The sequence below is a fragment of the Lysinibacillus sphaericus genome, assembly GCF_006864135.1.
Lineage (GTDB): Bacteria > Bacillota > Bacilli > Bacillales_A > Planococcaceae > Lysinibacillus.
The window spans coordinates 91515-115544 of record NZ_SADV01000002.1; the positions used below are offsets into that span (position 1 = coordinate 91515).

Here is a 24030-nt window from a genome sequence, read left to right on the forward strand (position 1 = left end):
ATGTTATTTGTAGTCTTTCCTCCTCCCACTAGCACTAAACCAAAGCGGTTGTTTACCCTGCTGGAATTTGATCTAAGAAATAGGCTAAGTTCATCCAGTAGTGGCCTGTAGGCACAATCCCTATTATTACTTCAGTTTTCTTAGCTTCCTTCATCGTTTGAAGAATCTTTTCATACAAGTTTTCGAAGCCTTCTTTCGATTGATGTACGGCAAAAGCTTTTTCTATTACTCGCCCACGTTCATCTACAAAGCATGCGTAATGAATACGCTTGGCAATATCCATGCCGACAACGAGTGTATTTTCAGTAACTTGATTAATTTTATTATTCCATTTAAAATGCATAAAGAAGTCCTCCTTGTTTGATGATGGGTCAATGGTCGTTGACACTCATGCATCATACTAGAGGGCTCTTTTTCTTTCAAGACCTTGAACATCCTTCAAACAGGAATGCTGCCCCGTTAACCATCCATGTCGTGTAAAATTAACACTACACCACAGTAAATGAAAAATGATTACGTTCTTTCATGGGAGTTCAATAAAGAAAAAAGAGCTGCATATGTAACTCAATGATCTTCAAGTAAAGAACCCCAAGTAGCCTAAGCGATTGCATAAAAAAAATAAAACGAAGGTTGTTTTATTCCTCCTCTTAATCACTTTAATTATATGAGCGCGAGAAATCGTTGATAACAAGGTTCGTGGATAACCTTATTCAACGACATCCACTAGTCTCACATCTCAATTAACTTTTAGGAGGAAATAATAATGGCTTCATGTTCTCAATCTGATTTAACTGCTGTGACAATCCCAAATGTTTTACCATCTTTAAACTTATACGGTAAAGCAAGTAATAATCAACGTTTTTTCTTGTCTGATAATCCAGAAACTATTAATAGCTCTGTTCCATTCACTAATGGTTATGCAACGCTTTGGGCAGATACTACATCTGGATTACCAAGTGTAACTTATCGAATGTTTGTTTGGCATCTAAATAACACAGGTGCAACTATCAAGTTCGGTGTTACCATTGGTAATGGTTCAAGTGGCAGTACTTATAAAGTCTCTGGTGTTAAAGACTGTATCGATACTATTACCGGCTTTGTAGCTCATGGGAAATGTGCCGCAAAAGCTTTACTTGGAAATACATTAACGCCTAGTTCTCCGGTTGATAGTTCCATTGCAGCGGGGAAAGTTGGATTAGTTAAAGAATGGAAAGTACCAAATGGTTATTTGGTGGGGGGAATTATTGAGTTTACTTTATCGTCTAGTTCTCCAATGTCTTATAAAGTCAGAACAGTGGCTGCTAAAAATACTACTGCCGATCTTCGTAGTAATCAAAATGCAGTTGTGTCACCAGTTGGGACTCATCCGCGTGGTTCTTGGAACTTTTCTAATATCGACGGCTTTGGTACTTCAGATGGCGCTGCTGCTCTATATACTGTCGGAGACGGCAATAAAAGTTTCTCCATAAATAATGGAAGAAATGACAACTTAATGACTAAAGACACTAGCTATTCGCCTGGCGATGCTGTAGCAACTAATAAGGGGCATTATGGTGTTATTTACAAGGCGAATATCACTTTCAAAAACCCAACTCAAGCCGATAAGACATTAAAGGTATATTTGACAGGTCGTGGAGGTTCATACGGCGGCGCTGTACGTTGGAACAATGGTCCAACTTACGGTGTTCCTACACTGTCTTCCAATACCCAAGGTGTTCGGATTGCTACATTTACTGTACCTAAAGGAACTAGTGTTACACATTCAGTCTATACTTCTACAGCTGGCTCGCTTAACACCCCAGCGGCGATACTGATTACAGAGTAATTTAAATAATTTCTCGTTAAATAAGGAACCTTGTAGCTTATCGTAAATTCTCCGATGAGCTACAGGGTTCTCTACATATCATAATAAAATATTCATTTCTTGCAACGTAAAACTGGGGAAAACGGGGAAACTGCTAAAATTGGATATCACTAATTATTTGAGCTTTATCTATTCAAAAAAGAATAAAGATCTGCGTATGTAACTCAATGATCTTTAATTAACGCACCCCCTTAGGTTTGCATATGTTATTAATCATATTTTACTAAAAGTTAAACAAGCCTACGATATTCCCCACCACAATAAACGAAATACTTCCCAACCTTAAAAAAACATACATTAAAACACTTTCTTTTGAAAAAGTTCGAACTTTCATGAATTCTTTACCGGCATCATAAAAAGAATAAACAACGACTGGTAATATTAATGCCATCGCTAACCAATGTTTCCACTCCCCATCATTCCAGGAAAGCTTCCATAATGCATCATAAATTGGTAACATAATTGCAAATAAAAAACCCTGTATATATTTCTTGATGTATCTCTCCACACCTATCCTCACTCGTCACCTCATAATTTTAAAACACTTAAAAGTTATCGTATTTATTCAGGTGTTTTCCTATCTAAATTTTTTAAGTGTAAATCAAGTCTTAAAAGTGCTATTCAACAATTTTCCTTTTTTATGGTCGCAACTAGGAAAAGGTCGGATAATTTTTTTACAACAGTTAGTTTATTTTCAATTATCATTTCAGTCTCTTCACCGTATTCATGATCTAATAAATAGACAGGAGGATTATTTCCTTCATGTATATGTATTGCGTATGGATTTCCAATACCTATTTCTAACCCGATACAAATATAACCGTTTTTATGTACTGCGCATCCTGGAACATATAATAAACATTCTTTACTAATACTCTCTGGATTCAAGAATTCTATTCGCAATTCAGCTTCTTCATCTAGAGGAACTACCAATTTACTATCACACACTTCTACCGTAGTCATTAGTTCTATCAACCACTCTGGAAGTTTAATATCTAGTTTTTCATTTAGGTCATTTATTTCTCTAACTGTGGCTATCCTAGTGGATGTTCCAGACCTTTGAATCATTTCTTTAGCATTTGTAATTACTTCATTCACCAACGTGACTCCTCCATACAATTGGAAATATATTTTTTATGTACCTTATACATTCAAATACAGCCAGCTATTGCATCTCGTTAGTAAAAAATTTCTTTCCATTATCCTCTAATGAAAAAAATTTTTGATTTAAAATATCCATTTAAAAAATGTATAAACTCCAACCAATGCAAAAATAAATATTAAAATTATGATTGAAAGACAACCAAAAATAATCCAGTTATGTTCACCCTCTATTGAAGCATCTGGTTCCTCTACTAATTTTTCTTTTACTTTATTGATAGATAAAAGTGCTGGGTCTAAATCCAGTCCTTTTAAAAGTCCAATATCACCTTTATACTTTAAAGCTCTTGCTATATTATTAATGTCATTTCCCATAGAGCTTTCAAATTCAATACACGCATGTACCATTTTTGGAGTCTTATTCTTTTCTAAATACCAGTATCGACCAGCCATTGCAGGATATTTTAACTCAAAATAAATGTCTCCCAACTTTTTACGGAGTTCTAATTCATTAGGAAAGGTTGCTATTAACCCGTGTAATCTATCCCTTGCTTTCCCTAAATCATCATTTTTAATATCCTCTTCTATCCGTTTTAAAGTCTTTGAAATTTTCTTTTCAATAAAAAACACCCTCTTATGTCCTAATTCTTTACTCTTATTATTTTTCGATAGTATACTGCATGGTTAGTAAAAACGTCTCCACTTGTTGGCGAAACGTTCCCACTCTAATTTCTTTCCATAGAATACTTGGCCTATCAAATCTTAACAATGTATAGCCTTATTTTATATATGTAATTTTTTCCTTATTCAACTAAACTGCCTCGTTTAGTTGAAGTAAAATTTTTCACAAAATAACCATCGATATTAACATAATTATCCAAATCGGGTGTGATTACTGATCAAGAAGAAAAAGGGTGATACATATTATATATGACTAATATGTATCACCCGTTATATTTTATGATTTTTACAATTTAAGTCTTGATAATGCGTTCGAGGTTTAATCGACCATTATTTAAATTCTAACTCTCCATCATAAGCAAGCATGCCGCCTTCAAGGTTTGTTACGTCAAAGCCTTGAGCTTCTAGGTATGCACAAGCATTTGCTGAACGACCGCCTGCCTTGCAAACGATAATGTATGGCTTAGTAGCATCTAATTCACCTAAGCGCTCAGGGATTGTCCCAAGAGCAATGTGCTGCGCACCGGGAATCATGCCTTGTGCTACTTCATCATCTTCACGAACATCAATAATGTATAGATCTTCGTTCGCATCTAATAGTCCTAATATTTCTGTTGTTTCCATAGTTTTCATCTGTGTAGTCCTCCAATATGTCGATTTCCTCTTACATTATAGCCTGTGGGCAAAAAAACAGCTAGTGTCATGAACACTAACTGTTTTACTCTCATGTTTCTATTCTTCTGTTTCTAAAAAATCTACTTGCTTTGCTGGAACAAATGTAGAAATAGCGTGTTTGTAAATAAGATGTTGCTTGCTTTCAGCATCTAGTAATAAAACTGTAAAATTATCATAGGATTTCACAGTTCCTTTTAACTGAAATCCGTTTAACAAAAACACAGTTACAAAAACATTATTTTTACGTAGATGGTTTAAGAATGTATCTTGCAAGTTAATTGATTTCATCAAATATGCCTCCCTATGCTCTCTTTCTACCTCTTCATTCCTATAGTAGCATGTTCTACCAATTTAGCAATTAGTAATTTTTAGGAATTAATTAAAGTTTTTCTCCATTATTAACAAAATATACATCCATTTTGTTGCGGAAGTATGTTAGCTGTCTTTTCGCATAGCGGCGAGAATTTTGCTTTAAGCTGTCACTGGCTTCTTCTAAAGAACATCTTCCATCAAGGTAATCATATAATTCTTTGTAGCCGATTGCTTGGATTGACTGTACACCTCGTATATTTTGCTGCCATAGGCCTTTTACTTCTTCTAAAAGTCCTTTTTCCATCATTATATCAACACGGCGGTTAATACGATCATAGAGCACCTCACGTGACATATTTTGCCCAAGCCCTATTATCACATGATTGTAAAGTGGGATTTCTCCACGATTTTGTGCTTCGGATGCCTTTGAAACGCCACTAAGCTCAATCATCTCTAACGCACGTATAACACGGCGAGTATTATTTGGATGAATCGTCTCTGCTGTTTGTGGATCAAGTTTTTTAAGCTTAGCATGCATTGCCTCTGGACCTAATTTCTCCAGTTCTGCATAATAGGCTTTTCGTGCCACCTCATCTACCTGCTCCTCTGTAAATTGAAAATCATAGAGTACTGCCTGCACATATAAACCTGAGCCCCCTACAATAATCGGTAGCTTACCGCACGCTTGAATTTCTGCAATTTTAGCTCGCACTAATTTTTGATAGTCTGCTACTGAAAAAGATTCTGTTGGCTCTTTGAAGCTTAGTAAATGATGGGGTACACCCTCCATCTCTTCCTCAGTAATTTTCGCTGTCCCAATATCTAATCCTCGATAGATTTGCATGGAGTCACCGTTGATGATTTCGCCATTATATTTTTTTGCTAACTCAATGCTTAGTGCCGTTTTCCCAGAAGCAGTTGGCCCTACGATTGCTACGACCTCTGCCTGCTGTAGTTTATCTTGTATCATATTTTTCTAACCACCGTAATAAAACTTGATAGACTGCCTCTTGATTGTCCTCGTTTAGGATTTCATGGCGCTTATCCTCAAATAAGTAAACCGTGACATCCTGTATGCCCGCTTCTGCCAATTGATGTGCTACAGCGTAAACACCTTGGCTTTGTTCTCCGACTGGATCCTTACTACCACTTATTAATAATATAGGTAAGTCTTTTTTTGTTTTTGCTATCTCTTTTTTACGATTTAACGACATAAAACCTGTTGTTAAATCCACAAAAAATTGGTTTGTTGGAATAAAGCCGCAATACGGATCATCTATATATTTTTGTACCTCGTCTTCTGCTGAACATAACCAGTCGTACGCAGTCTTCGAATTCGGGAACTGTTTATTAAAGCTACCAAAGCTCAGCTTATTTAATAACTTGCTCTCCGTATCTTTACCAAGTCGTTTGGCCAATACTTTTGCTACTAAATTTCCCATCGTATGCAATGTTGTAACGTTTCCTGTTCCACAAAGAATGACATTATCCACTTGATCGCTGTACAATTGAATATATCTTCTAGTAATGAACGATCCCATACTATGACCAAATAAAATCAAAGGTGCATCTGTAAATTGTTCATGCAATATTGTTACTACTTCATGTACATCCTCCACGACGCGATCGAACCCATTTTCTTCAGCGAAAAAACCTAGTGTGCCATTATAGGCTGCTGTTTCTCCATGCCCTCGATGATCATGCATTGTCACTGCATAACCAGCTTCATTTAGTCTATTTGCAAATTTAACATAACGTCCACTATGCTCCGCCATACCATGTAAAATATGAATATGACCAATACATGGCTTCGATGGCTTTAATGTCCGAGTAAACAGAAAATGGCCATCTGACATTTCAATATAACGCATTGCCTACACTCCTTCCTCCGCAAAATTTGTTGCATCTACAATAGCTTGCTCTAGTTGTGCGACATAAGTATTTCTTTGTGACTCTGTATAGTTAAAATGTTGTTGCATAACTTGAATGACCTGCTGTTTATAACGTTTTACCGCATCAATATCGAAGTATAATAAGCCTGTTCGACGGATAAAGAAATCACTTGGAGTGTACACCATTTCCGCTTCTATACCATAAAGTAGTATGGCATGTAAGGCTAAGGGCATCGTACTTCCATGTTCATGCAAATATTTCACCTGGTTATATAATGCATCAACATTCGTGCCATACTTTTGAACAAGCTGTTTTGCTTCATCATAATTTAGACCGTACTGAACGCCCTCTTTAGCTTTATAAGTACAATAATCAGTGAAATTAATGGCATTAATGCCTTTTGCACCAGAAAGTGATAACTCACGTGTTACACATGGACTTGCATGCTTATATTTATGTGTTTTCACAATTTTATCAACGATTGTCTCTGCCATTTGACGGTAGCCCGTTAGTTTGCCACCCGCAATCGTCATTAGTCCACTCGGAGCCGTCCATATCTCATCTTTGCGTGAAATTTCCGATGGATCCTTGCCTTTTTCAAAAATAAGTGGACGCACACCTGCCCATGACGATTCAATCGTATCTCTTGAAATATTTGCCGTTGGAAAGACGGTTTTTGCAGCAGCGATTAAATAATTAACATCCTCTTGGGTAGCGACGGGATGTACAGGGTCTCCCTCGTAAACTGTATCTGTTGTCCCTACATAGGCTTTACCATCACGTGGAATAGCAAAGGCCATACGCCCATCCACTATATCAAAGTAGACTGCTTGTCGTAATGGAAAATCCTTTTGATCAAGGACAATATGGACTCCTTTTGTGAGACGTAATTGTTTTTTGTCTGCTACTTTATCTTTTTGGCGAACCTCGTCCACCCAAGGTCCAGTTGCATTAACAATTTGCGCAGCATGTACTTCAATCGTTTTCCCTGTAACATGATCCTTCACTTGTGCCCCAACAAGCTTTTTCTTCTCATATAAAAATTCTGTCATCTCCGCATAATTTAGACAAAGCGCCCCATATTCAACAGCTTTTTTCAGCACTTCAATTGTCAGACGGGCATCATCTGTACGATATTCTACGTAGTAGCCACCACCAATAAGCTCATCTCGATTGAGTAAAGGCTCTAGCGCTGCCGTTTCCTGAGCGTTTAACATTGTTCTACGTTCATGCTTTTTAACACCTGCTAATCGATCATATACCTTCAGTGCCATTGATGTTGTAAATGGTCCAAGAGAGCCCTTCTTATATAATGGTAGTAGCATCTTTTCAGGAGTTGTCACGTGGACAGCATTGTCATATACAATTTCACGCTCACGCCCAACCTCAGCTACTACACCTACTTCAAGTTGCTTTAAATAACGAAGTCCACCATGAATAAGCTTTGTTGAACGGCTTGATGTGCCAGCAGAAAAATCCTGCTTCTCAATCAAAGCGACTGATAGCCCTCTAGATGCTGCATCAAGTGCAATGCCAGCACCAGTAATGCCGCCACCAATGACTAAAACGTCAAAGCTATAGTGCTCTAAAAACTGCATAATTTTAGGACGATGTTCAAATGAAAACATAACTTTTTCCCCCATTAGCTATAATTTAAAAAACGTGTAACCTCTACTGCGTATGCCAGCCTGTATAACTAGCATTATGCTCTACCTATAAAATTCCTTTATGCAGCATGGACTATTCATGATGCTCTTGAATAGTCCCTGTTAATACCTTTCAATAAATTGGCAGGCGTTACATCTACATTACCCGTTTAAACATTTTTTCCACTTCATACGTTGTAAAATGTATCAACACTGGACGTCCGTGTGGACAAGTAAATGGATTGTCGGCATTGCGTAAATCTAGCAGTAACGTATCCATTTGCTCTTTCGTTAAATAATGATTGGCCTTTATCGACTTTTTGCAGCTCATCATAATCGCTGCCGCCTCACGTAATTTTTTGACGTCCGCCTTTTTAGTTGTCAGTACCTGTTCAATTAAGTCCTCAATAATTTCTTGTTCTTCTCCCTTAGGGAACCAGCTAGGATGCTCCCTTACTACAAATGAAGCCTGTCCAAATTCCTCTAAAAATACGCCAACAGCTTCTAACTCCTGACTATTTTCTCTTAGTATAAGAGCTTCGTCAGCAGCATAATGGAAGGTCAATGGAAGCAATAAAGTTTGACGCTCATTTGGGTTCACCTGACCGACCTTTTCACGGAAAAATTCATATTTAATACGCTCCTGAGCAGCATGCTGATCAATTAAATAAAAACCATCCTCCATTTGTGCAACAATATACGTGCCGTGAATTTGCCCTACCACCTCAAGCGCAGGGAATGGTTCTTTAGTAGGCTCATCCTCTAGTATTTCCACTAGCTCCTCTAGCTTCACTTCTTCAGGAGGATTCTCCATCACTGCTGTCGGTTGCCAGCTATCTTCAATGGCAGTAGGAACGGATTCAGGTTGTGGCACTATAGGATCTATTATGTTCGATTCTTGCACTGTTTGCACATCATAAAGTTTTTCTACAATAGCATTCATTTTCTCCACATTAAGCTTTGGTGCTGGTTTCCAAATATTTAACTGCTCCGTCGCAGGCTTTACCACTTTCTCCTTCTTTTCCATTAACGGTACCCGAATAACATTGCGGATTTTCTCTCGTATTGTTTCTTCAATTAGCTTAAGAAGCTCAGGCTCCTTACTTAAACGTATTTGGTGTTTGGCAGGATGAACATTGACATCCGTTAAATAAGGATCACCCTCTATATAGAGCGCGACAATCGGAAAACGTTCAATTGGCAAATACGTATGATAGGCGTCGACAATCGCTTTTTGTACCAAATAATGCTTCACCCAGCGACCATTTACAAACAATGACATATAGTTTTTCGAAGCTCGAGTCACCTCAGGTAGTGATATGAAGCCAGAAATTTTATAATCATGTGATTCTCCATTGAATGACACCATTTTTTTCGCATTATGCACACCGTAAATGGCAGCTAATACTTGTTGTACGTCACCTCGTCCATTTGTTTGTAACAACTGCTGACCGTTATGCAATAATCTAAACGCAATTTGTGGATTTCCGAGTGCAAGACGGTTCATCAGATCAATTGTATGCCCAAGTTCGGTCTGTATTGTTTTCATATATTTTAATCGAGCAGGTGTATTGAAAAATAGCTGTGCCACTGTAATATCTGTTCCCTTGCGCAAAGGGCCAGGTTTATGTGTAGCAATATGCCCACCCTCAAGCTCTAAATACGTTCCTGATTCACCATTAGATGTAATAAGCGTCATTTTTGACACCGATGCAATGGAAGCTAAGGCCTCACCACGGAACCCGAGGGTACGAATACGAAATAAATCGTGTTCTTGATGAATTTTACTAGTCGCATGGCGAGAGAATGATATTAATGCATCCTCTTCATCCATACCACTACCATTATCAATTAGTTGAATTGAAGTGAGGCCCGCTTCTAGTAAAAAAACATCAATGGACGTACTTCCTGCATCAATGGCATTTTCAACAAGCTCTTTAACTACAGAGGCCGGTCTCTCAACTACTTCCCCTGCCGCGATTTTATTGGACAGCCACTCGTCCATAATTTGTATTTTTCCCATAGCGTATCACTCCTTTACTTTTTTGCGTTTACTAGTTGCTGCTGTAATTCGTATAAAATATTCATCGCTTGCATTGGTGAAGTGCCCAGAATATTTACTTTTTCTAGGTTTTTAAGCACTTCTGACTCTGCTGGAGAGATTGGTACTCCCTCCGTAAATAGTGACATTTGCACTGGCTTTTCAATAACTTCCTGTACCACGGCTACTTTGTTTTCAGCTTCGTTTCCGGCCTCGAAGTTTTCAAGCAATACTTGTGCTCTTGTTAAAATTTCCTCTGGCAATTGTGCAAGCTGTGCTACATGAATTCCGTAAGATTTATCGGCAGCACCCTTTTTCACCTTATGCAAAAAGACAACCGTGCCATTTTTTTCAGTAGCAGATACGTGTACATTTTGCAGTCGAGGAAGCTCCTTTTCGAGTGCCGTTAATTCATGATAGTGAGTTGAAAACAGTGTATTTGCCCCAATTTTGTCATGGATGTATTCCATCATAGATTGGGCAAGGCTCATACCATCATAAGTAGATGTCCCACGACCAATTTCATCAAACAGCATTAAACTATTTTTTGTAGCATGCGTAATGGCATGCTGAGATTCTAGCATCTCCACCATAAATGTTGATTGTCCCGCAGCTAAATCATCCGCTGCACCGATGCGTGTAAAGATCTGATCTGTAATTGGTAATCTAGCTTTTTCAGCAGGCACATAACAGCCCATTTGCGCCATGACAACAATTAGTGCAACTTGACGCATATACGTACTTTTACCGGACATATTCGGACCTGTAATAAGCATCATATTGTTATTTTCTTCAAGTACACAATCGTTTGGTACATACATTTGCTTATTAAGCATCTTTTCAACAACCGGATGGCGCCCTTCAATAATTTCTAGCGAACGTCCGCCATGAAACTCCGGCTTCGTAAAACGATATTTCTCTGAAACACTTGCAAAGCTTAATAGCACATCTAGCTCACTAATGCTCGCTGCTAACGCTTGGACACGTGGAATAAACGCCTTTAATTCATCACGTATTTTCACAAATAAGTTATACTCTAACGTTAAACTCTCTTCCTCAGCATTTAAAATTAATGCTTCTTTTTCTTTAAGCTCTTGTGTAATATAACGCTCGGCATTGGCCAAAGTTTGCTTACGTTCATAACGTGTTAAATCTGCTAAATGGATATTAGACTTCGTAATTTCAATATAGTAGCCGAAAATTCGATTGTAGCCGATTTTTAAGTTTTTAATGCCCGTTTTCGTCCGTTCCTCTTGCTCTAGTTGTGCAATCCAATCCTTCCCATTACGAGAAGCATAGCGTAGTTCATCTAAGCGTGCATCATAGCCATCGCGAATGACGTCACCCTCTTTAATTGTAATTGGTGGATTGTCTGTAATAGCACGCGCTAATAGTGCCTCTACATCTGCACACGTATCAAGCGCCGCGCCTAGCTTTTGCAATGTTTCTTTATCGGTATCAAGTAATTGCTGCTGAATGGCAGGTACTTGACGCAATGAATCACGTAGCTGCGCTAAATCTCGTCCACCAACATTACCAAAAGCTACACGTCCAGCTAAACGCTCTAAATCATATACTTGTTTTAAAGAGGCTTGTAGCTCTGTTCTTACAAAGTATTCCTCTAATAAATCAGTGACGTATGCTAGTCTTTCTTCAATGGCAGCGCGTGAAGCAAGAGGTTGGTGTAACCATTGCTTTAACTTGCGTCCCCCCATTGCTGTCACTGTATCATCTAACAACCATAAAAGTGTGCCCTTTTGATCGCCACCGCGAATAGATTGAATAAGCTCTAAATTACGCTTAGAGCTAGAGTCAATACGTAAATAATTTTTCATTTCATTGTAAGTAAATGCTTGAATATGTGATAATGAACGCATTTGTGTTTTATCGATATAAGCGAGTAAACGAAGGCAAGCAATTTGTAAATCATTTGGCACCGCATCTAAATAATGTGCGGCTTTAGCCATTGTCATTTCATCTGTTCCAATAGAAAGGACGATACCCGCGTTTACTGCATGCTCTGCTAATAGAAGCTGCAAACTTTCCGTTACAATTAATTCACGAATACCGTATGCCTGCATTTGCAATAAAAGTGCCTTACCGTCGCCCTCAATCGAGGAGGCTACTGCTTCACCTGTAGATAAGTCTAAATAAGCGTAGCCAAATGTCATATCGTCAAATTGCTCCGCAGCACCAATAAAATGATTGGTTTTACCATCAAGCGACTTACCTTCCATGATCGTTCCTGGTGTAATAAGCTGAACAACTTCACGTTTTACTACACCCTTTGCTTGCTTCGGATCTTCTGTTTGCTCACAAACAGCAACCTTATAGCCCTTTTGCACAAGAGTTTCAATATAATTTTTTGCCGAATGATGTGGAACGCCACACATTGGAATACGCTCTTTTGCACCCGCATCTCGGCTCGTTAATGTAATTTCTAAAAGTTGAGAGGCATTAATAGCGTCCTCAAAAAACATCTCGTAAAAGTCGCCTAATCTAAAAAATAAAAAGGCATCCTTGTAATCTTCCTTTACCTGCAAATACTGTTGCATCATTGGTGTATATGTTGTCATTTTAAAAATTCCCTCGCTCTAACCATTTAGATATTTTTATTATAACAAAAGATACATGCGAAACGCTTAATTCACCTTTTTTAAGATGCTAGCGCTTCGCATGTATAGAATGTTTAGTATTATCTTTGTCTTTCATCAGGAAACGATGAGGACTCTAAAACATACCTGCCTTCTTCACTGGAGCTAGACGATGAGCTGGAACTGGAGCTAGATGAAGACGATGAGGAGCTCTCATCAAAACTCCATTCCTCTTCGAAATCTAGTGGATGTACACTAATGCAAATCGTCGTTTCTCCCATTACCTCTACAACTACTTCACGTTCTACTACGATTTCAAACTTCGTACCACATGGAGAGATAATTGCCTCTATGCAGTTTGGCTCTTGAATAACACGTACACGAACATCATCACCAGCACTCACTTCGCCTTCTCTAAAAGAAAGCTTCACTTTGTCTTTATAATGCACCGTTTCAGAAAACACTGCTGTTTTCGAATGACTACTATAGGCATACCATACATTGACATCAAATTTCCCCGATACTTCTACAAATTTACCGACTTTTTTCGCGGAGCAAGTATGATTGATAACCCAGCAACCGAGAATACTCGTCGGTTTATTCGATGGACTTAATGTTACACGGTCTTCCGTTCTTTTCTTCCCTTTGGCAACTACTGCTCTCGTCACGATTTGTCGTAAACGTTTCAGCGCAATTCCTCCTTTGACTCTTTTCACTCCATCATATGCAGGTAGCGCCTATTGGGTGAACATATATTTTTATAGAATCGAATTACTGACTTTTTCATACTATGTTGTCTGAAATGCGCTAATTTCCAAGAGTATTATGCAATTATGCCTCGGCATAATTGTAGCTGTACAGAGAACATTTGCCGCTGTCGCTTTGCTTTCGCGCAGAAAACATTTGTAGCTGACGCTTTGCTTTCGCTACAAAAAACATTTGCAACGCGTCCGGAATCGGCTTTGTTAGTCCTGCATCAGGGTCTACACAATGTCGGTCATTTCGGTAATACCAATGAACGTGGCGTTCTTAAACGGAGTTCCTCTATTTCAGAAGATGTCTTTTGTCCCGAAAGCGTACTACAGGTACGGATGTTTGGACACCCACTAAAAGAAGTTAAACATATAAAAATAGCCCGAATGCTTGCATTCGAGCTATTACTTTTATTATTTTTATGAGCAGCTGCCTGGTGTTGTATTGGCTACGTATGAGCCAGTTTCTCCACGAAGTAAATCTCCATCAGTTGAGCGAACAATCTCATTTGTAACATTGTTAGCAATTGTGTTTGAAACTAATTGCAATAAATCATTTACATCAATTTGAGATTCTTTAAATTGTTGAACCACTGGGATTGAGTTGATTTCTTCTTCAATTTTTTCGATTTTATCTTCAATTAATTTAAGCGCTTTTTCTTTTCCTAAGTGTTGGAAGTTAACAGCTTGCTTCTGTAGGCTTTTTAGGCTGGCAATACGCTCACGTACAAATTGATTTTCATTAATTTGTGCTTCGGCTTTTTTGAAAAATTCAACTTCTTGCGTATTGGCAATCATATGCGCAATTTCGTGTGACTTCTTGATTAAATCATCTTTTGTATATAATACTTGTGACATTTACGCTTCCACCTTTTCATTTTTTACTACTTCTACGAATTCACCACTTAGTGAATAAGAAGTAGCCTCAACTATTTTTACCTTCACTAATTGACCAATTAAATCTGCTGGCGCTTTAAAGTTTACAAGACGATTTTTACGCGTATAGCCAGCTAATACATCTTCGCGTTTTTTACTTGTACCTTCGACTAAGACTTCTACTATTTCACCTTTCATGCCCTCTAATGCTTTTCGAGAGTATTCCCCTACAACTTCATTTAATCGTAGAAGACGTTCTTTTTTCACTTCTTCAGGTACATTATCCACCATTTTTGCAGCAGGTGTACCCTCGCGAGGAGAATAAATATAAGTAAAGGCCATTTCAAAGCCTACTTCACGGTACAAGGATAATGTCTCCTCAAATTGCTCCTCTGTTTCATTAGGATAGCCTACGATAATATCAGTCGTTAGTGTTACTTCCGGAATAGCCGCTTTAATTTTCGCTACTAATCCAAGGAAATGCTCACGTGTATACTTACGCGCCATAATTTTTAGCACATCATTTGAACCAGATTGTACTGGTAAATGAATATGTTCAACTAAGTTACCACGTTTTGCAAGAACTTCGATTAAATGATCATCGAAGTCACGTGGATGACTCGTTGTAAAACGAATGCGTGGAATATCAATTTTTCGTAATTCATCCATTAAATCACCAAGTCGATATTCAATATCCTCAAAATCCTTGCCGTAAGCGTTGACATTTTGCCCTAGTAGCATAATTTCTTTATAGCCAGCAGCCGCTAATTCACGAACTTCAGCAATGATTTCGTCTGGACGGCGACTACGCTCCTTACCACGTGTATAAGGTACAATACAATACGTACAGAATTTATCACAGCCGTACATAATATTTACCCAAGCTTTGATGGAGCCAAGACGTTTTTTCGGCAGATTCTCAATAACATCGCCTTCTTTGGACCAAACCTCAATGACCATTTCCTTAGACATATATGCTTCTTTTAAAATGTTCGGTAAACGGTGAATATTATGTGTACCAAACACCATATCGACATGTGGATAACTTCTTAAAATTTTATTTACAACGGATTCTTCCTGTGACATACAGCCACAAACCCCAATAAGCATCTCTGGATTTTTACGTTTATATTTTAGTAGGAAGCCCAGTTCTCCAAATACTTTGTTTTCTGCATTTTCACGGATAGCACACGTATTCAGTAGCACCACATCAGCTTCATCAATCACATCTGTAGGCGTATAACCTAGCTGCATAAAAATCCCAGCCATCACTTCCGTATCATGCTCGTTCATTTGGCAGCCATACGTACGAATATAAAAGGTACGCCCCGTACCCATACCTGCAAACTCTTCTGCAATGTTAAAGTCCTTATGGTACTTAACTTCTTCTTTCCCACGTTTTTTAGCATCTTTTAATGAAGGTGCCGTAAAGACCGTTTCAAAATATTTACTATAATCCTTTTCAGGCTTGTCTTCTTTTTTTGGTTGATTGACTTGTTGATTTGCTAAGCGTTGTTCTTCATTCATTGCAATCAGGTAACTCCTTTCAAACGAATTCCATACATTTGAATTCCCATTTTACTATTATACTGAATAATTGCAACATCCTACAAGGTTTGCGAACTAAATGTCGCGGTTTAGACTTAATTACACGTTGGCTAGATGTATATTTTTGTTGGGTTGAGGGGTGCTACCAGTTTTATGGGGCTTTCTTTCAGTTTATTGGTTCTATCCGTCGCTTTGTCGGGGCTATCCATCACTTTGATGGTTCTATCCACGACTTTGGTTGCTCTATCCATCATTTCGACAGTTCTATCCACGACTTTTGCTGTTCTATCCATCATTTCGACGGTTCTATCCACGTCTTTTGCTGTTCTATCCATCATTTCAACGGTTCTATCCGTCGCTTTGACTGCTCTATCCACGACTTTAACTGTTCTATCCACGATTTTGACGGTTCTATCCACGATTTTTGCTTTTCTATTCTTCACTTTGACTTTCCATCCTTCACTTCGCTGAAGCCTATTCACCACTCTTCCTAAAAATAAAAAATCACCGAAGATATCCATCAACGGCGACGTTTATTATAGTTCTATAGATTGTTTTTGGCGTTGGTCAAATCCAATAATTGTTTGAACGCCATAGCTTTTTAGTAAAGCTGTATTCGCAAATGTGTATTTACCTAAATCGTCTGGGAAATGCGCATCTGAGGAAACTGTAAAGGCTACTCCATGTTCAATTAAAATTTGCAAGAAACGTGGTCCTGGGCACATTTCCTTTACTGGATAGCGATAAAATAAACCGGCATTTATTTCAGTGGCAGTTTGTGTGGTCACAAGTGCCTTTGCAATTCTTTCATACCAAGAGTCAAGAAAAGTTGTGTCCTTCACTCGATAATCGAACACTTTAAAGTTGTCTAAATGCGCCACAAAGTCAAACATATTCGAGAAGATCATTTTTTCTACTGTAGCAAAAAAACGTGCAAAGTTTTCCTGTAAGGCTGCTGCGTCCATGTTCTCAAATATGTATTGGGTTTGGGGATTATCAAAGCCCCAGCCATCCATAAAATGAACAGATCCGATGACATAATCCCACGGATAACCTTCTAATAATAATGCTAATTCTTCTTCACCGCCGACAAAATAATCTGCCTCGATGCCAAGCTTTAAGGAAATACCATGACGACTCCATTTTTCCTTTGCTCGATTAATAGTTGACACAAAATCATCCATGCTTTCCGTCATCACACGATCAAGCCAGTAACGCTGAGCTCTACCAACTTCATTGTCATCTAATTGCATATAACGTTCAAAGTATGCTCGCGTCTCCTTGAAACGATAGAGATGGTCGACAACCCCAACCTCGCGCAAACCAAGCTGCTTTGCTTGTTGTAAATATAAATCTAACCATTCCACACTATAGCAACCATTCTGTAAACGCTTTGATAATTGCTGCATTTGTAGCTCTATAAATGCTTTAGTACCTTTTGTTGCTCCTTCATCTTCATTAAAAAATCTAATTGCCCGAGAAGTACGCTCTAGCCAACGAAATGAATATGGCCCCTCCTCTAAATGTACATGATAATCAATCATCCGATTTCCCTCCATTGCATACCGTCCACTTTTCCTCATACGCATGCCACTCTAATGGGCAAGCTATATCACAAAAAATTTCTGAGCACTGCTCTATGTGACAAATTTGATAAAAGGACTTACCATTTATTTTAGATGCATCCGTTAATAAAAAGTTCATCTTGCTACGATCAAGCATTTTTTTAGAAATTAATGATTCATCCAAATCATAATCGTACACAATACCATCACTTATTCCACCACACGAAATAAATGCCTTATCAAAATTCATATTTCCTAACAATTCCAATGTCATAGCTCCTGTTACTGAGGATTGTCTCGGATTTGTCGTTCCACCAAGTAATATGACCTTTCCAGTCATTCGTCGCTCCTCTATCGCTAAATTAAACTGTACAGCTGCAGCGATAGAGTTGGTTACGACAGTTATATCGTCGACTGCCAATAAAAAATCTGCAATATGCACTGTCGTTGTACCTGTATCAACCGCAATTGTATCCCCGCCACCTATACGACTAGCTGCTAAACGAGCTATATTACGCTTTGCCTCTTTTTGCATTTGAAGCTTACGTAAAAATGCTGGTTCATTTCTAACGTTCGTATACTTTACAGCTCCTCCGTGTACTCTCGTTAATAAATGCTGTTGCTCCAGCTCATCAAAATCTCTACGAATCGTTTCTGGTGCTACTTGTAATTCATCTGCAATATTAGCAACGACAATTTTTCGATCAGCCTCTAATTGTTTTAAAATAAATTCAAAACGTTCAATTTTTGCATATGTCATGATAATGCAATCACATCTTCCTTCGCTATATAGCACACATATTGCTTACCAAGCTCAAACGAATGCCCTCGTTGGTGTAGCTGTTCCATCGTAAAGAGACATTCACCCTCAAACGTTGTCCGAATAACATTGCCACTCATTAATGACTGCTTCGCCTCTCCAGTCATACAAACATCCCCCTGTCTCTGATCGAGATGTATAGCTTCTGGTCGAATCGCAAATTTTGAGTATTCTTTTGGCAATGCCTCGCCAATCATTTTCTCAAGGGCTTGACGCGTAAAAACATTGTAATGTCCGATAAAATTCGCGATAAATTCACTTTCAGGGCTTGTATAAATCGCAGTAGGTGTTCCACTTTGTGCAATCATCCCATTATTCATCACAAATATTTTGTCAGAAACAGCCATTGCTTCTTCTTGGTCATGCGTAACTAAAATCATCGTTATACCTAGCTTTTGTTGAATAGCTCGTAAGTCTGCTTGAAGTTTCTTACGAATTTGGGCATCTAACGCACTGAGCGGTTCATCTAATAGCAATACTTTTGGACGTACAATTAATGCTCGAGCAAGGGCAACACGCTGCTGCTGACCTCCAGATAATTCTTTCGGATATGCATGCGCTTTTTCACTTAAATGCACGATTTCAAGTATTTCTTGAACACGTTGATCCACTTCAGCCGTATTGACTTTTTGCATACGTAAACCGAAAGCTACATTTTCTTTCACCGTCATATTTGGAAATAGTGCATAAGATTGAAACACCATACCAACTTGGCGATCCTTTGGTTGAACACGATTCATATCCTTGTCTTCTATGTTAATTTTTCCCGCAGATGCATTTGTTAAGCCTGCCAAAATACGTAGGATTGTACTCTTGCCACAGCCACTCGGACCTAAAAGAGTTATAAATTCACCTTTTTCAATCTTCATATTTATATTTGATAAAACCGTCGTTGATCCATATTTTTTATGAAGTCCTTCAATCACAATATAACTCATAGATTTGTAGCACCTTTCGATCGTTTCGTTAATGTTGCAATAGCGTACGTTAATAAGCCCATAAGAACGATATAAATAAAGACAACTGCACTAGCAATATGTCCACTTGTACTAAGCTTCTTCATTAAATAAATTTGCACCGTCTCAAAGCGAGAACCAACCACTAGATTAATCAGTACAAATTCTCCAAAAAGTACGGAAAACGATAATAATGCACCAGCAAATAAGCCTGGGTACACAGTAGGTAATAATATTTTAGTAAATGCCTGCAATTTTGATGCTCCCAGTAATTGCGCTGCGTCTAAAAGCTGTCGTGCATCAACATTCTGCAAACTATTGCGTGTCCCCTGATAAATGTATGGGAGGATACCGATGACATATGCCCCTAAAACTACTAAAATCATCGGCACACCAAATTTGCTATAAACACGAATGAGCCCGACTGCTAAAATAATTCCCGGGAATGAATACACCATCACAACAGCCATCTGTATCCATTTTTCGTATTTTGGAAAATACAACACGATCACAAAAATAGCCGGTACGATAACGAGCAATGCAATCATGACAGCCCCACTAGACAATAAAACCGAACGTCCAAACGCCTGTATAAATTCTGCATCCTGAAATAATGTCGCAAGCCATTTCAATGTTAATCCTTCTGGCAAAATGGTCTTATTCCAATTCGTCGCAAAGGCATAAAGCATCGTTGCAACAACTGGCAACAATAAATACACCACTAACAGGAGGAAAAATAAATCAGCAAAGCCTCTTTTTTTCACTATAACTTCCTCCTTGTTTTTGAAATGCTCCATTCGCTTAATAGCATTGCCGTCACCATCGTTACTGCTAATATTACTGCAATAGCACTTGCCAGCTCTGGTTGTGCAAAAATATCTCCCTTAATAAGAGAACCAATACGAATGGCTACTAAATTGTAATTACTGCTAGTTAGTGCATAGGCAGAGGCATACGCTCCCATTGCATTGGCAAACAATACGCTAAATGTTCCAACAATCCCAGGAAGCATAACAGGGATCCCAATCTTCACCCAAAACTGCCATGTAGAAGCTCCAAGTAATGCTGCTGCGTCTTTCCATTGTTGCTGAATCCCATCATAAATTGGGTATAAAAGCATTAAGGCTAATGGTAGCTGAAAATAAATATAAATCAGTAACAAGCCACCCCAGCTATAAAGAGAAAATGATGAAAATGTGTCAATACCCCATTTATCGAATAGCAATGTAAAGAGCCCGCTATTGCCAAGTAATACAATAAAGGCAAAAGCTAACGGAATACCTGAAAAATTTGATGTTAAATTTGTTAGTATTAAAATTTTTTCACGCACTGGCTCAGAAAATCTCATAAGCGCATAAACAGCAAATAGGGTAACAATTAAGGCAATGACTGCCGAAATTACAGATAGTGTAATACTATTTGTAAAGCCTTGTAAAATGTAATCGTTCGTTAGTACAGTTCGATATTGTGCGAATGTAAAACCATCACTATTTTGAAAGCTTGTGATGAGCATATACAGTAACGGTACTAAGAAAAATAACAAGACAAGTACTAGAAAAGGAGAAAGCCAGGCAACTGTTTGCCGCTTCGAAATCAAAACAATCACTTCTTTCAATATTTAATAGCAGTTCATGTTGATTTAATCATTTTTATTAATTAGAAGGCTCATCACCATAACGGGGGTTGATTTCCGTTCCGACAGGGCGCATTGTTGCTGGCGCTTCGCTTTCGCACAGATAAAACCCTGTTGCTGGCGCTTCGCTCTCGCACAGATAAAACATTTGTTGCTAGCGCTTCGCTTTCGGGACAGATAAAACCCTATTGCTGGCGCTGCGCTTTCGGGACAGATAAAACCCTATTGCTGGCGCTTCGCTTTCACACAGACAAAAACCAGTTGCTGCCGTTACGTTAGCACTACGCTTTCGCACAGAAAACATCCGCTTCACTGCAGAATCTCGGGCCAACACGATGTTGGACACGAAGGCGTTATCACAGGACGTGATAGTTTTAGCCTTCGTTTCCCTATCGCTGATCCCCAAGGAGTCACCCTGTCTTCACTTCAATCAACTAACACATAAATATTTTGAAAATGTCATCCCAACTTTTGATGATGGACTAATAGAATTTCTCTGCTGGAAGCTTCCCAAACACGCCCAATTAATATTGATGATTAAACCTTTTATAATGAATGCATCCCTTCTAATAACAGGGGAACCATTTCATCAGAAGGTTCGATATTCAATAAATGACAGCAAAGCGGAGCTATTTGTAACTGTGATACAATCTCATCGTTAATGCCTGCTTTAACGTGATTCGAAATAACAAACATTGGTACATGACGATCCTCACCTGTTGCGCCTCCATGATTTCCATCACTCGTCATCCCATGATCTGCTGTCACGATCACTTCATAGCCCTGCGCAAGACATTTTGGGATAAATACAGATAATAATGCATCAACTGCTAAAACACGATTTCGATATTGCGCCGAGTCAGCTGTAAATTTATGACCGTCATCATCTACATTCATCGGATGAATATATAAGAAATCTGGTTGCTTTTGATCCATTAGCCAAGCAGCTTCAGCAAATAAATGACTGTCTGGATAGTGATCCTCAAAGTAGAACAGTCCATTCTCAATCGGCAATTGGGTATCTAATTGTAGTCTTTCCTCCATATGCACAAATGGTGCACGATTATATAGCTCACTTACCCAATAATAGGCGGCAGCTGCTGTAGATAGACCGTTTTCTTTCGCTAAATGAAATAAACTATTTTGCGTCGATAAACGCACTGTCATATTGCTCGTTACTCCATGTACAATGGGTGGTGTCCCCGTTAAAATCGTTTCATATAAAGGCCTTGATAGTGAAGGGACCTCTGAGCAAACCTTGTAGCGTGCTGCTAGTTTACGTTCAACTAAATGGTGCATAAATCCCATATGGGTACAAGCTGTATCAAAGCGAAGTGCATCTACGACAATTAAGACAACTTTATTATTTTCCATGAATTAATACCTGCTCCTGATATTGTTGTGGAATTTGCTTTGTTGTTTCTTCCCATTTCTTTTGGTCTTTTACTGGCTGTGCATTTTTGTACATTTCCGCAGGTAATAATAGCTTCTGAACATCTTGAGGTAATTGAACCTTGTCACGAATTGGACGAGCATAACCCTTCGCTAAATTTTCTTGTCCTGCATCCGATAAAATGTATTCACGAGCTAGCATAGCTGCATGAGGATTTTTGGCATATTTATTAATGATTGTTGCATAGCCTGATGTTACAGAGCCTTCTGATGGAATGATGACATCAAAACGTTTCTCATCAATTTGGTGTCGATAGCCAAGTGCATTAAAATCCCATAGGATGGCTACATCAATCTCGCCTTTTTCTAAATTCGCTACAGTTGGATCTCCTTTTAAACGCCCTTGTTTTGCTAAAGATGCAAAAAAGTCTATTCCAGGTTGAATATTCGACTCATCACCACCAAATGCCATAGCAGCTGCTAAAATAGCAAACTGTGCTTGATTCGCTGTTAAAGCATCACCAATACTAACCGTATAATTTCCGTTTTTAATATCCTCCCATGATTTCGGGACATTTTTGACGTTGTTTTTATCAGTTAAAAATGAAATAGTTCCAGTGTAACCCACGATCCAATGGCCATCATTATCCTTTGCCCAGTCAGGTATTTCATTCCAATAAGATGTTTTATACGGTAATGTTAAACCCTTGTCCTTGGCAATCGGTCCAAAAGCAATTCCGACGTCACCAATATCCGCAGTGGCATCATCCTTTTCCGCCTCAAACTTCGCTAGCTCCTCGGCACTCGACATGTCTGTATCCTTATGCTTAAGGGTATATTCAGTACTAAGATCACCCCAAGTCTCTACCCAGTTAGCCCATGTATCTGGCATTCCGACAGAATTTACAGTTCCTTCTTCTTTTGCTTTTTTCGTAATCTCTTCAAGTGTCAAATCACTTTTCACTTCATTCGAACTAGATGAACCGTCGGAACAAGCTGCCAACATTGAAATTGCTAATGCTCCGATTAGACCTTTCTTCCACAACTTTTGAATTGCCATGAGTTGGAACCTCCATTTGTTTATGTTTGTTTTCATTTGCCTTACAACATTTATGTTAGGAAACAAACATTAAGCAAGTATGGAGGACATTAAAATATTCAGTAAAAATTATGAAGGAATTATGAAAATTTATAAACGATTATTAATTGTAGGGGGATTGTAAAAGTTTTAGAGGAGTAAGTAGGAATCTAGTTCTGTATGCGCACGTTTATGTAGCTTTCTAAGACGTGCACACACTCTAGATTCATTTTATAAACCAAGAAAATCTGCATATGTATGCGGCTCGTTTTCTTTTAAAATTGTTAAAAATGTAAAGGCAAGCTGTACAACTGACCACCATTTCATATTGTAGGACATCTCAAAGTGGGCAGGTGCTAATGTAAAAACATCTTGAAAAATATCAAGTGGATCGATTTTTTTATCATTTAATATCGAGAGAAAACCTAAAAACAACGTATGGTCCTTGACCTCAATCATTTTTCCATCAACAAGTGCATCAATATTTTCCGGTTGATGAAAATTACATTGTGTCGCAACATACCTTTCCAAATCCTGTGTGCGCTGTCTTTCTTCACGTTCTTTTTTCTTTGCAATAAAATCAATGACGTTATCCACGTGCAT

The 24030-nt window shown here is 38.4% G+C and carries 23 protein-coding genes and 1 pseudogene; 1 reads left to right on the top strand and 23 read right to left on the bottom strand.

The annotated features are described in order from the left end of the window. Positions 1–67: 67 nt before the first annotated feature. Positions 68–343: pseudogene (locus C7Y47_RS02740) on the bottom strand (IS110 family transposase); the annotation flags it as partial. Positions 344–763: 420 nt separating this feature from the next. On the opposite strand from C7Y47_RS02740, the gene C7Y47_RS02745 reads away from it, so the two are divergent. Then, positions 764–1825 carry a hypothetical protein gene (locus tag C7Y47_RS02745; protein WP_142507372.1) on the top strand — a complete coding sequence of 354 codons (1062 nt, stop codon included), beginning with the start codon at positions 764–766 and terminating at the stop codon, positions 1823–1825. Positions 1826–2087: 262 nt separating this feature from the next. On the opposite strand, the gene C7Y47_RS02750 is transcribed toward C7Y47_RS02745, so the two are convergent. The 22 genes from C7Y47_RS02750 to C7Y47_RS02855 all read right to left on the bottom strand — a co-directional run bounded on the left by C7Y47_RS02750 (position 2088) and on the right by C7Y47_RS02855 (position 24030). After that, positions 2088–2372, bottom strand: a complete 285-nt coding sequence (locus C7Y47_RS02750) for a hypothetical protein (RefSeq protein WP_142507373.1) — start codon at positions 2370–2372, stop codon at positions 2088–2090. Positions 2373–2485: 113 nt separating this feature from the next. Then, the gene (locus tag C7Y47_RS02755; RefSeq protein WP_142507374.1) at positions 2486–2962 is read right to left on the bottom strand and encodes an SMI1/KNR4 family protein; all 477 of its coding nucleotides are present in this window, start codon (positions 2960–2962) and stop codon (positions 2486–2488) included. 129 nt (positions 2963–3091) lie between these two features. Further along, complete coding sequence (locus C7Y47_RS02760) at positions 3092–3586, bottom strand: DUF6584 family protein (protein ID WP_142507625.1); 495 nt, start codon at positions 3584–3586, stop codon at positions 3092–3094. 390 nt (positions 3587–3976) lie between these two features. Beyond that, positions 3977–4279 carry a rhodanese-like domain-containing protein gene (locus C7Y47_RS02765; RefSeq protein ID WP_142507375.1) on the bottom strand — a complete coding sequence of 101 codons (303 nt, stop codon included), beginning with the start codon at positions 4277–4279 and terminating at the stop codon, positions 3977–3979. A 99-nt stretch (positions 4280–4378) separates the two neighbouring features. Beyond that, on the bottom strand, positions 4379–4609 hold the full coding sequence (hfq, locus tag C7Y47_RS02770) for an RNA chaperone Hfq (protein WP_049668557.1): 231 nt from the start codon (positions 4607–4609) through the stop codon (positions 4379–4381). A gap of 91 nt (positions 4610–4700) precedes the next feature. Beyond that, complete coding sequence (gene miaA / locus C7Y47_RS02775) at positions 4701–5603, bottom strand: tRNA (adenosine(37)-N6)-dimethylallyltransferase MiaA (RefSeq protein ID WP_142507376.1); 903 nt, start codon at positions 5601–5603, stop codon at positions 4701–4703. After that, positions 5590–6504: an alpha/beta hydrolase gene (locus tag C7Y47_RS02780; protein WP_142507377.1), complete on the bottom strand. Its 915-nt coding sequence runs from the start codon at positions 6502–6504 to the stop codon at positions 5590–5592. Before C7Y47_RS02780 ends, miaA begins: the two co-directional genes overlap by 14 nt. 3 nt (positions 6505–6507) lie before the next feature. After that, entirely contained in the window at positions 6508–8154 is a 1647-nt protein-coding gene (locus tag C7Y47_RS02785) for a glycerol-3-phosphate dehydrogenase/oxidase (RefSeq protein WP_142507378.1), read from the bottom strand. Between the two features lie 175 nt (positions 8155–8329). Further along, on the bottom strand, positions 8330–10195 hold the full coding sequence (mutL, locus tag C7Y47_RS02790; protein ID WP_142507379.1) for a DNA mismatch repair endonuclease MutL: 1866 nt from the start codon (positions 10193–10195) through the stop codon (positions 8330–8332). 14 nt (positions 10196–10209) lie between these two features. Further along, on the bottom strand, positions 10210–12789 hold the full coding sequence (gene mutS / locus C7Y47_RS02795) for a DNA mismatch repair protein MutS (RefSeq protein ID WP_142507380.1): 2580 nt from the start codon (positions 12787–12789) through the stop codon (positions 10210–10212). Positions 12790–12908: 119 nt separating this feature from the next. Then, positions 12909–13523: an outer spore coat protein CotE gene (cotE, locus tag C7Y47_RS02800; protein ID WP_255504984.1), complete on the bottom strand. Its 615-nt coding sequence runs from the start codon at positions 13521–13523 to the stop codon at positions 12909–12911. A 456-nt stretch (positions 13524–13979) separates the two neighbouring features. After that, complete coding sequence (locus C7Y47_RS02805) at positions 13980–14417, bottom strand: RicAFT regulatory complex protein RicA family protein (RefSeq protein ID WP_142507381.1); 438 nt, start codon at positions 14415–14417, stop codon at positions 13980–13982. Next, positions 14418–15962, bottom strand: coding sequence for a tRNA (N6-isopentenyl adenosine(37)-C2)-methylthiotransferase MiaB (gene miaB, locus C7Y47_RS02810; protein ID WP_142507382.1), 1545 nt, complete (start codon positions 15960–15962; stop codon positions 14418–14420). It abuts the gene before it with no gap. 131 nt (positions 15963–16093) lie between these two features. Beyond that, a complete protein-coding gene (locus C7Y47_RS02815; protein WP_255504985.1) occupies positions 16094–16426 on the bottom strand; it encodes a hypothetical protein in 333 nt (110 codons plus the stop codon). Positions 16427–16519: 93 nt separating this feature from the next. Beyond that, positions 16520–17527 carry a histidinol phosphate phosphatase domain-containing protein gene (locus C7Y47_RS02820; protein ID WP_142507383.1) on the bottom strand — a complete coding sequence of 336 codons (1008 nt, stop codon included), beginning with the start codon at positions 17525–17527 and terminating at the stop codon, positions 16520–16522. Then, positions 17520–18308, bottom strand: coding sequence for a DeoR/GlpR family DNA-binding transcription regulator (locus C7Y47_RS02825; RefSeq protein WP_142507384.1), 789 nt, complete (start codon positions 18306–18308; stop codon positions 17520–17522). The genes C7Y47_RS02820 and C7Y47_RS02825 overlap by 8 nt, the downstream gene beginning before the upstream one ends. After that, positions 18305–19306 carry an ABC transporter ATP-binding protein gene (locus tag C7Y47_RS02830; protein WP_142507385.1) on the bottom strand — a complete coding sequence of 334 codons (1002 nt, stop codon included), beginning with the start codon at positions 19304–19306 and terminating at the stop codon, positions 18305–18307. The genes C7Y47_RS02825 and C7Y47_RS02830 overlap by 4 nt, the downstream gene beginning before the upstream one ends. Then, on the bottom strand, positions 19303–20088 hold the full coding sequence (locus C7Y47_RS02835; RefSeq protein ID WP_142507386.1) for an ABC transporter permease: 786 nt from the start codon (positions 20086–20088) through the stop codon (positions 19303–19305). Before C7Y47_RS02835 ends, C7Y47_RS02830 begins: the two co-directional genes overlap by 4 nt. Beyond that, complete coding sequence (locus tag C7Y47_RS02840; RefSeq protein WP_185903384.1) at positions 20088–20930, bottom strand: ABC transporter permease; 843 nt, start codon at positions 20928–20930, stop codon at positions 20088–20090. The genes C7Y47_RS02835 and C7Y47_RS02840 overlap by 1 nt, the downstream gene beginning before the upstream one ends. Before the next feature lie 573 nt (positions 20931–21503). After that, positions 21504–22331 carry an alkaline phosphatase family protein gene (locus tag C7Y47_RS02845; RefSeq protein ID WP_142507388.1) on the bottom strand — a complete coding sequence of 276 codons (828 nt, stop codon included), beginning with the start codon at positions 22329–22331 and terminating at the stop codon, positions 21504–21506. After that, entirely contained in the window at positions 22321–23409 is a 1089-nt protein-coding gene (locus tag C7Y47_RS02850) for an ABC transporter substrate-binding protein (protein ID WP_142507389.1), read from the bottom strand. The genes C7Y47_RS02845 and C7Y47_RS02850 overlap by 11 nt, the downstream gene beginning before the upstream one ends. A gap of 249 nt (positions 23410–23658) precedes the next feature. Continuing rightward, complete coding sequence (locus C7Y47_RS02855) at positions 23659–24030, bottom strand: 2-oxoglutarate ferredoxin oxidoreductase subunit beta (RefSeq protein ID WP_255504986.1); 372 nt, start codon at positions 24028–24030, stop codon at positions 23659–23661.

Excerpts from the sequence above, each read along its gene's own strand:
- C7Y47_RS02745 (WP_142507372.1), top strand. The coding sequence starts at position 764 with ATGGCTTCATGTTCTCAATCTGATTTAACTGCTGTGACAATCCCAAAT.
- C7Y47_RS02765 (WP_142507375.1), bottom strand. The coding sequence starts at position 4,279 with ATGAAAACTATGGAAACAACAGAAATATTAGGACTATTAGATGCGAAC.
- hfq (WP_049668557.1), bottom strand. The coding sequence starts at position 4,609 with ATGAAATCAATTAACTTGCAAGATACATTCTTAAACCATCTACGTAAA.
- miaA (WP_142507376.1), bottom strand. The coding sequence starts at position 5,603 with ATGATACAAGATAAACTACAGCAGGCAGAGGTCGTAGCAATCGTAGGG.
- C7Y47_RS02780 (WP_142507377.1), bottom strand. The coding sequence starts at position 6,504 with ATGCGTTATATTGAAATGTCAGATGGCCATTTTCTGTTTACTCGGACA.
- C7Y47_RS02785 (WP_142507378.1), bottom strand. The coding sequence starts at position 8,154 with ATGTTTTCATTTGAACATCGTCCTAAAATTATGCAGTTTTTAGAGCAC.
- mutL (WP_142507379.1), bottom strand. The coding sequence starts at position 10,195 with ATGGGAAAAATACAAATTATGGACGAGTGGCTGTCCAATAAAATCGCG.
- mutS (WP_142507380.1), bottom strand. The coding sequence starts at position 12,789 with ATGACAACATATACACCAATGATGCAACAGTATTTGCAGGTAAAGGAA.
- C7Y47_RS02805 (WP_142507381.1), bottom strand. The coding sequence starts at position 14,417 with ATGTCACAAGTATTATATACAAAAGATGATTTAATCAAGAAGTCACAC.
- miaB (WP_142507382.1), bottom strand. The coding sequence starts at position 15,962 with ATGAATGAAGAACAACGCTTAGCAAATCAACAAGTCAATCAACCAAAA.
- C7Y47_RS02820 (WP_142507383.1), bottom strand. The coding sequence starts at position 17,527 with ATGATTGATTATCATGTACATTTAGAGGAGGGGCCATATTCATTTCGT.
- C7Y47_RS02825 (WP_142507384.1), bottom strand. The coding sequence starts at position 18,308 with ATGACATATGCAAAAATTGAACGTTTTGAATTTATTTTAAAACAATTA.
- C7Y47_RS02830 (WP_142507385.1), bottom strand. The coding sequence starts at position 19,306 with ATGAGTTATATTGTGATTGAAGGACTTCATAAAAAATATGGATCAACG.
- C7Y47_RS02845 (WP_142507388.1), bottom strand. The coding sequence starts at position 22,331 with ATGGAAAATAATAAAGTTGTCTTAATTGTCGTAGATGCACTTCGCTTT.
- C7Y47_RS02850 (WP_142507389.1), bottom strand. The coding sequence starts at position 23,409 with ATGGCAATTCAAAAGTTGTGGAAGAAAGGTCTAATCGGAGCATTAGCA.
- C7Y47_RS02855 (WP_255504986.1), bottom strand. The coding sequence starts at position 24,030 with ATGCACGTGGATAACGTCATTGATTTTATTGCAAAGAAAAAAGAACGT.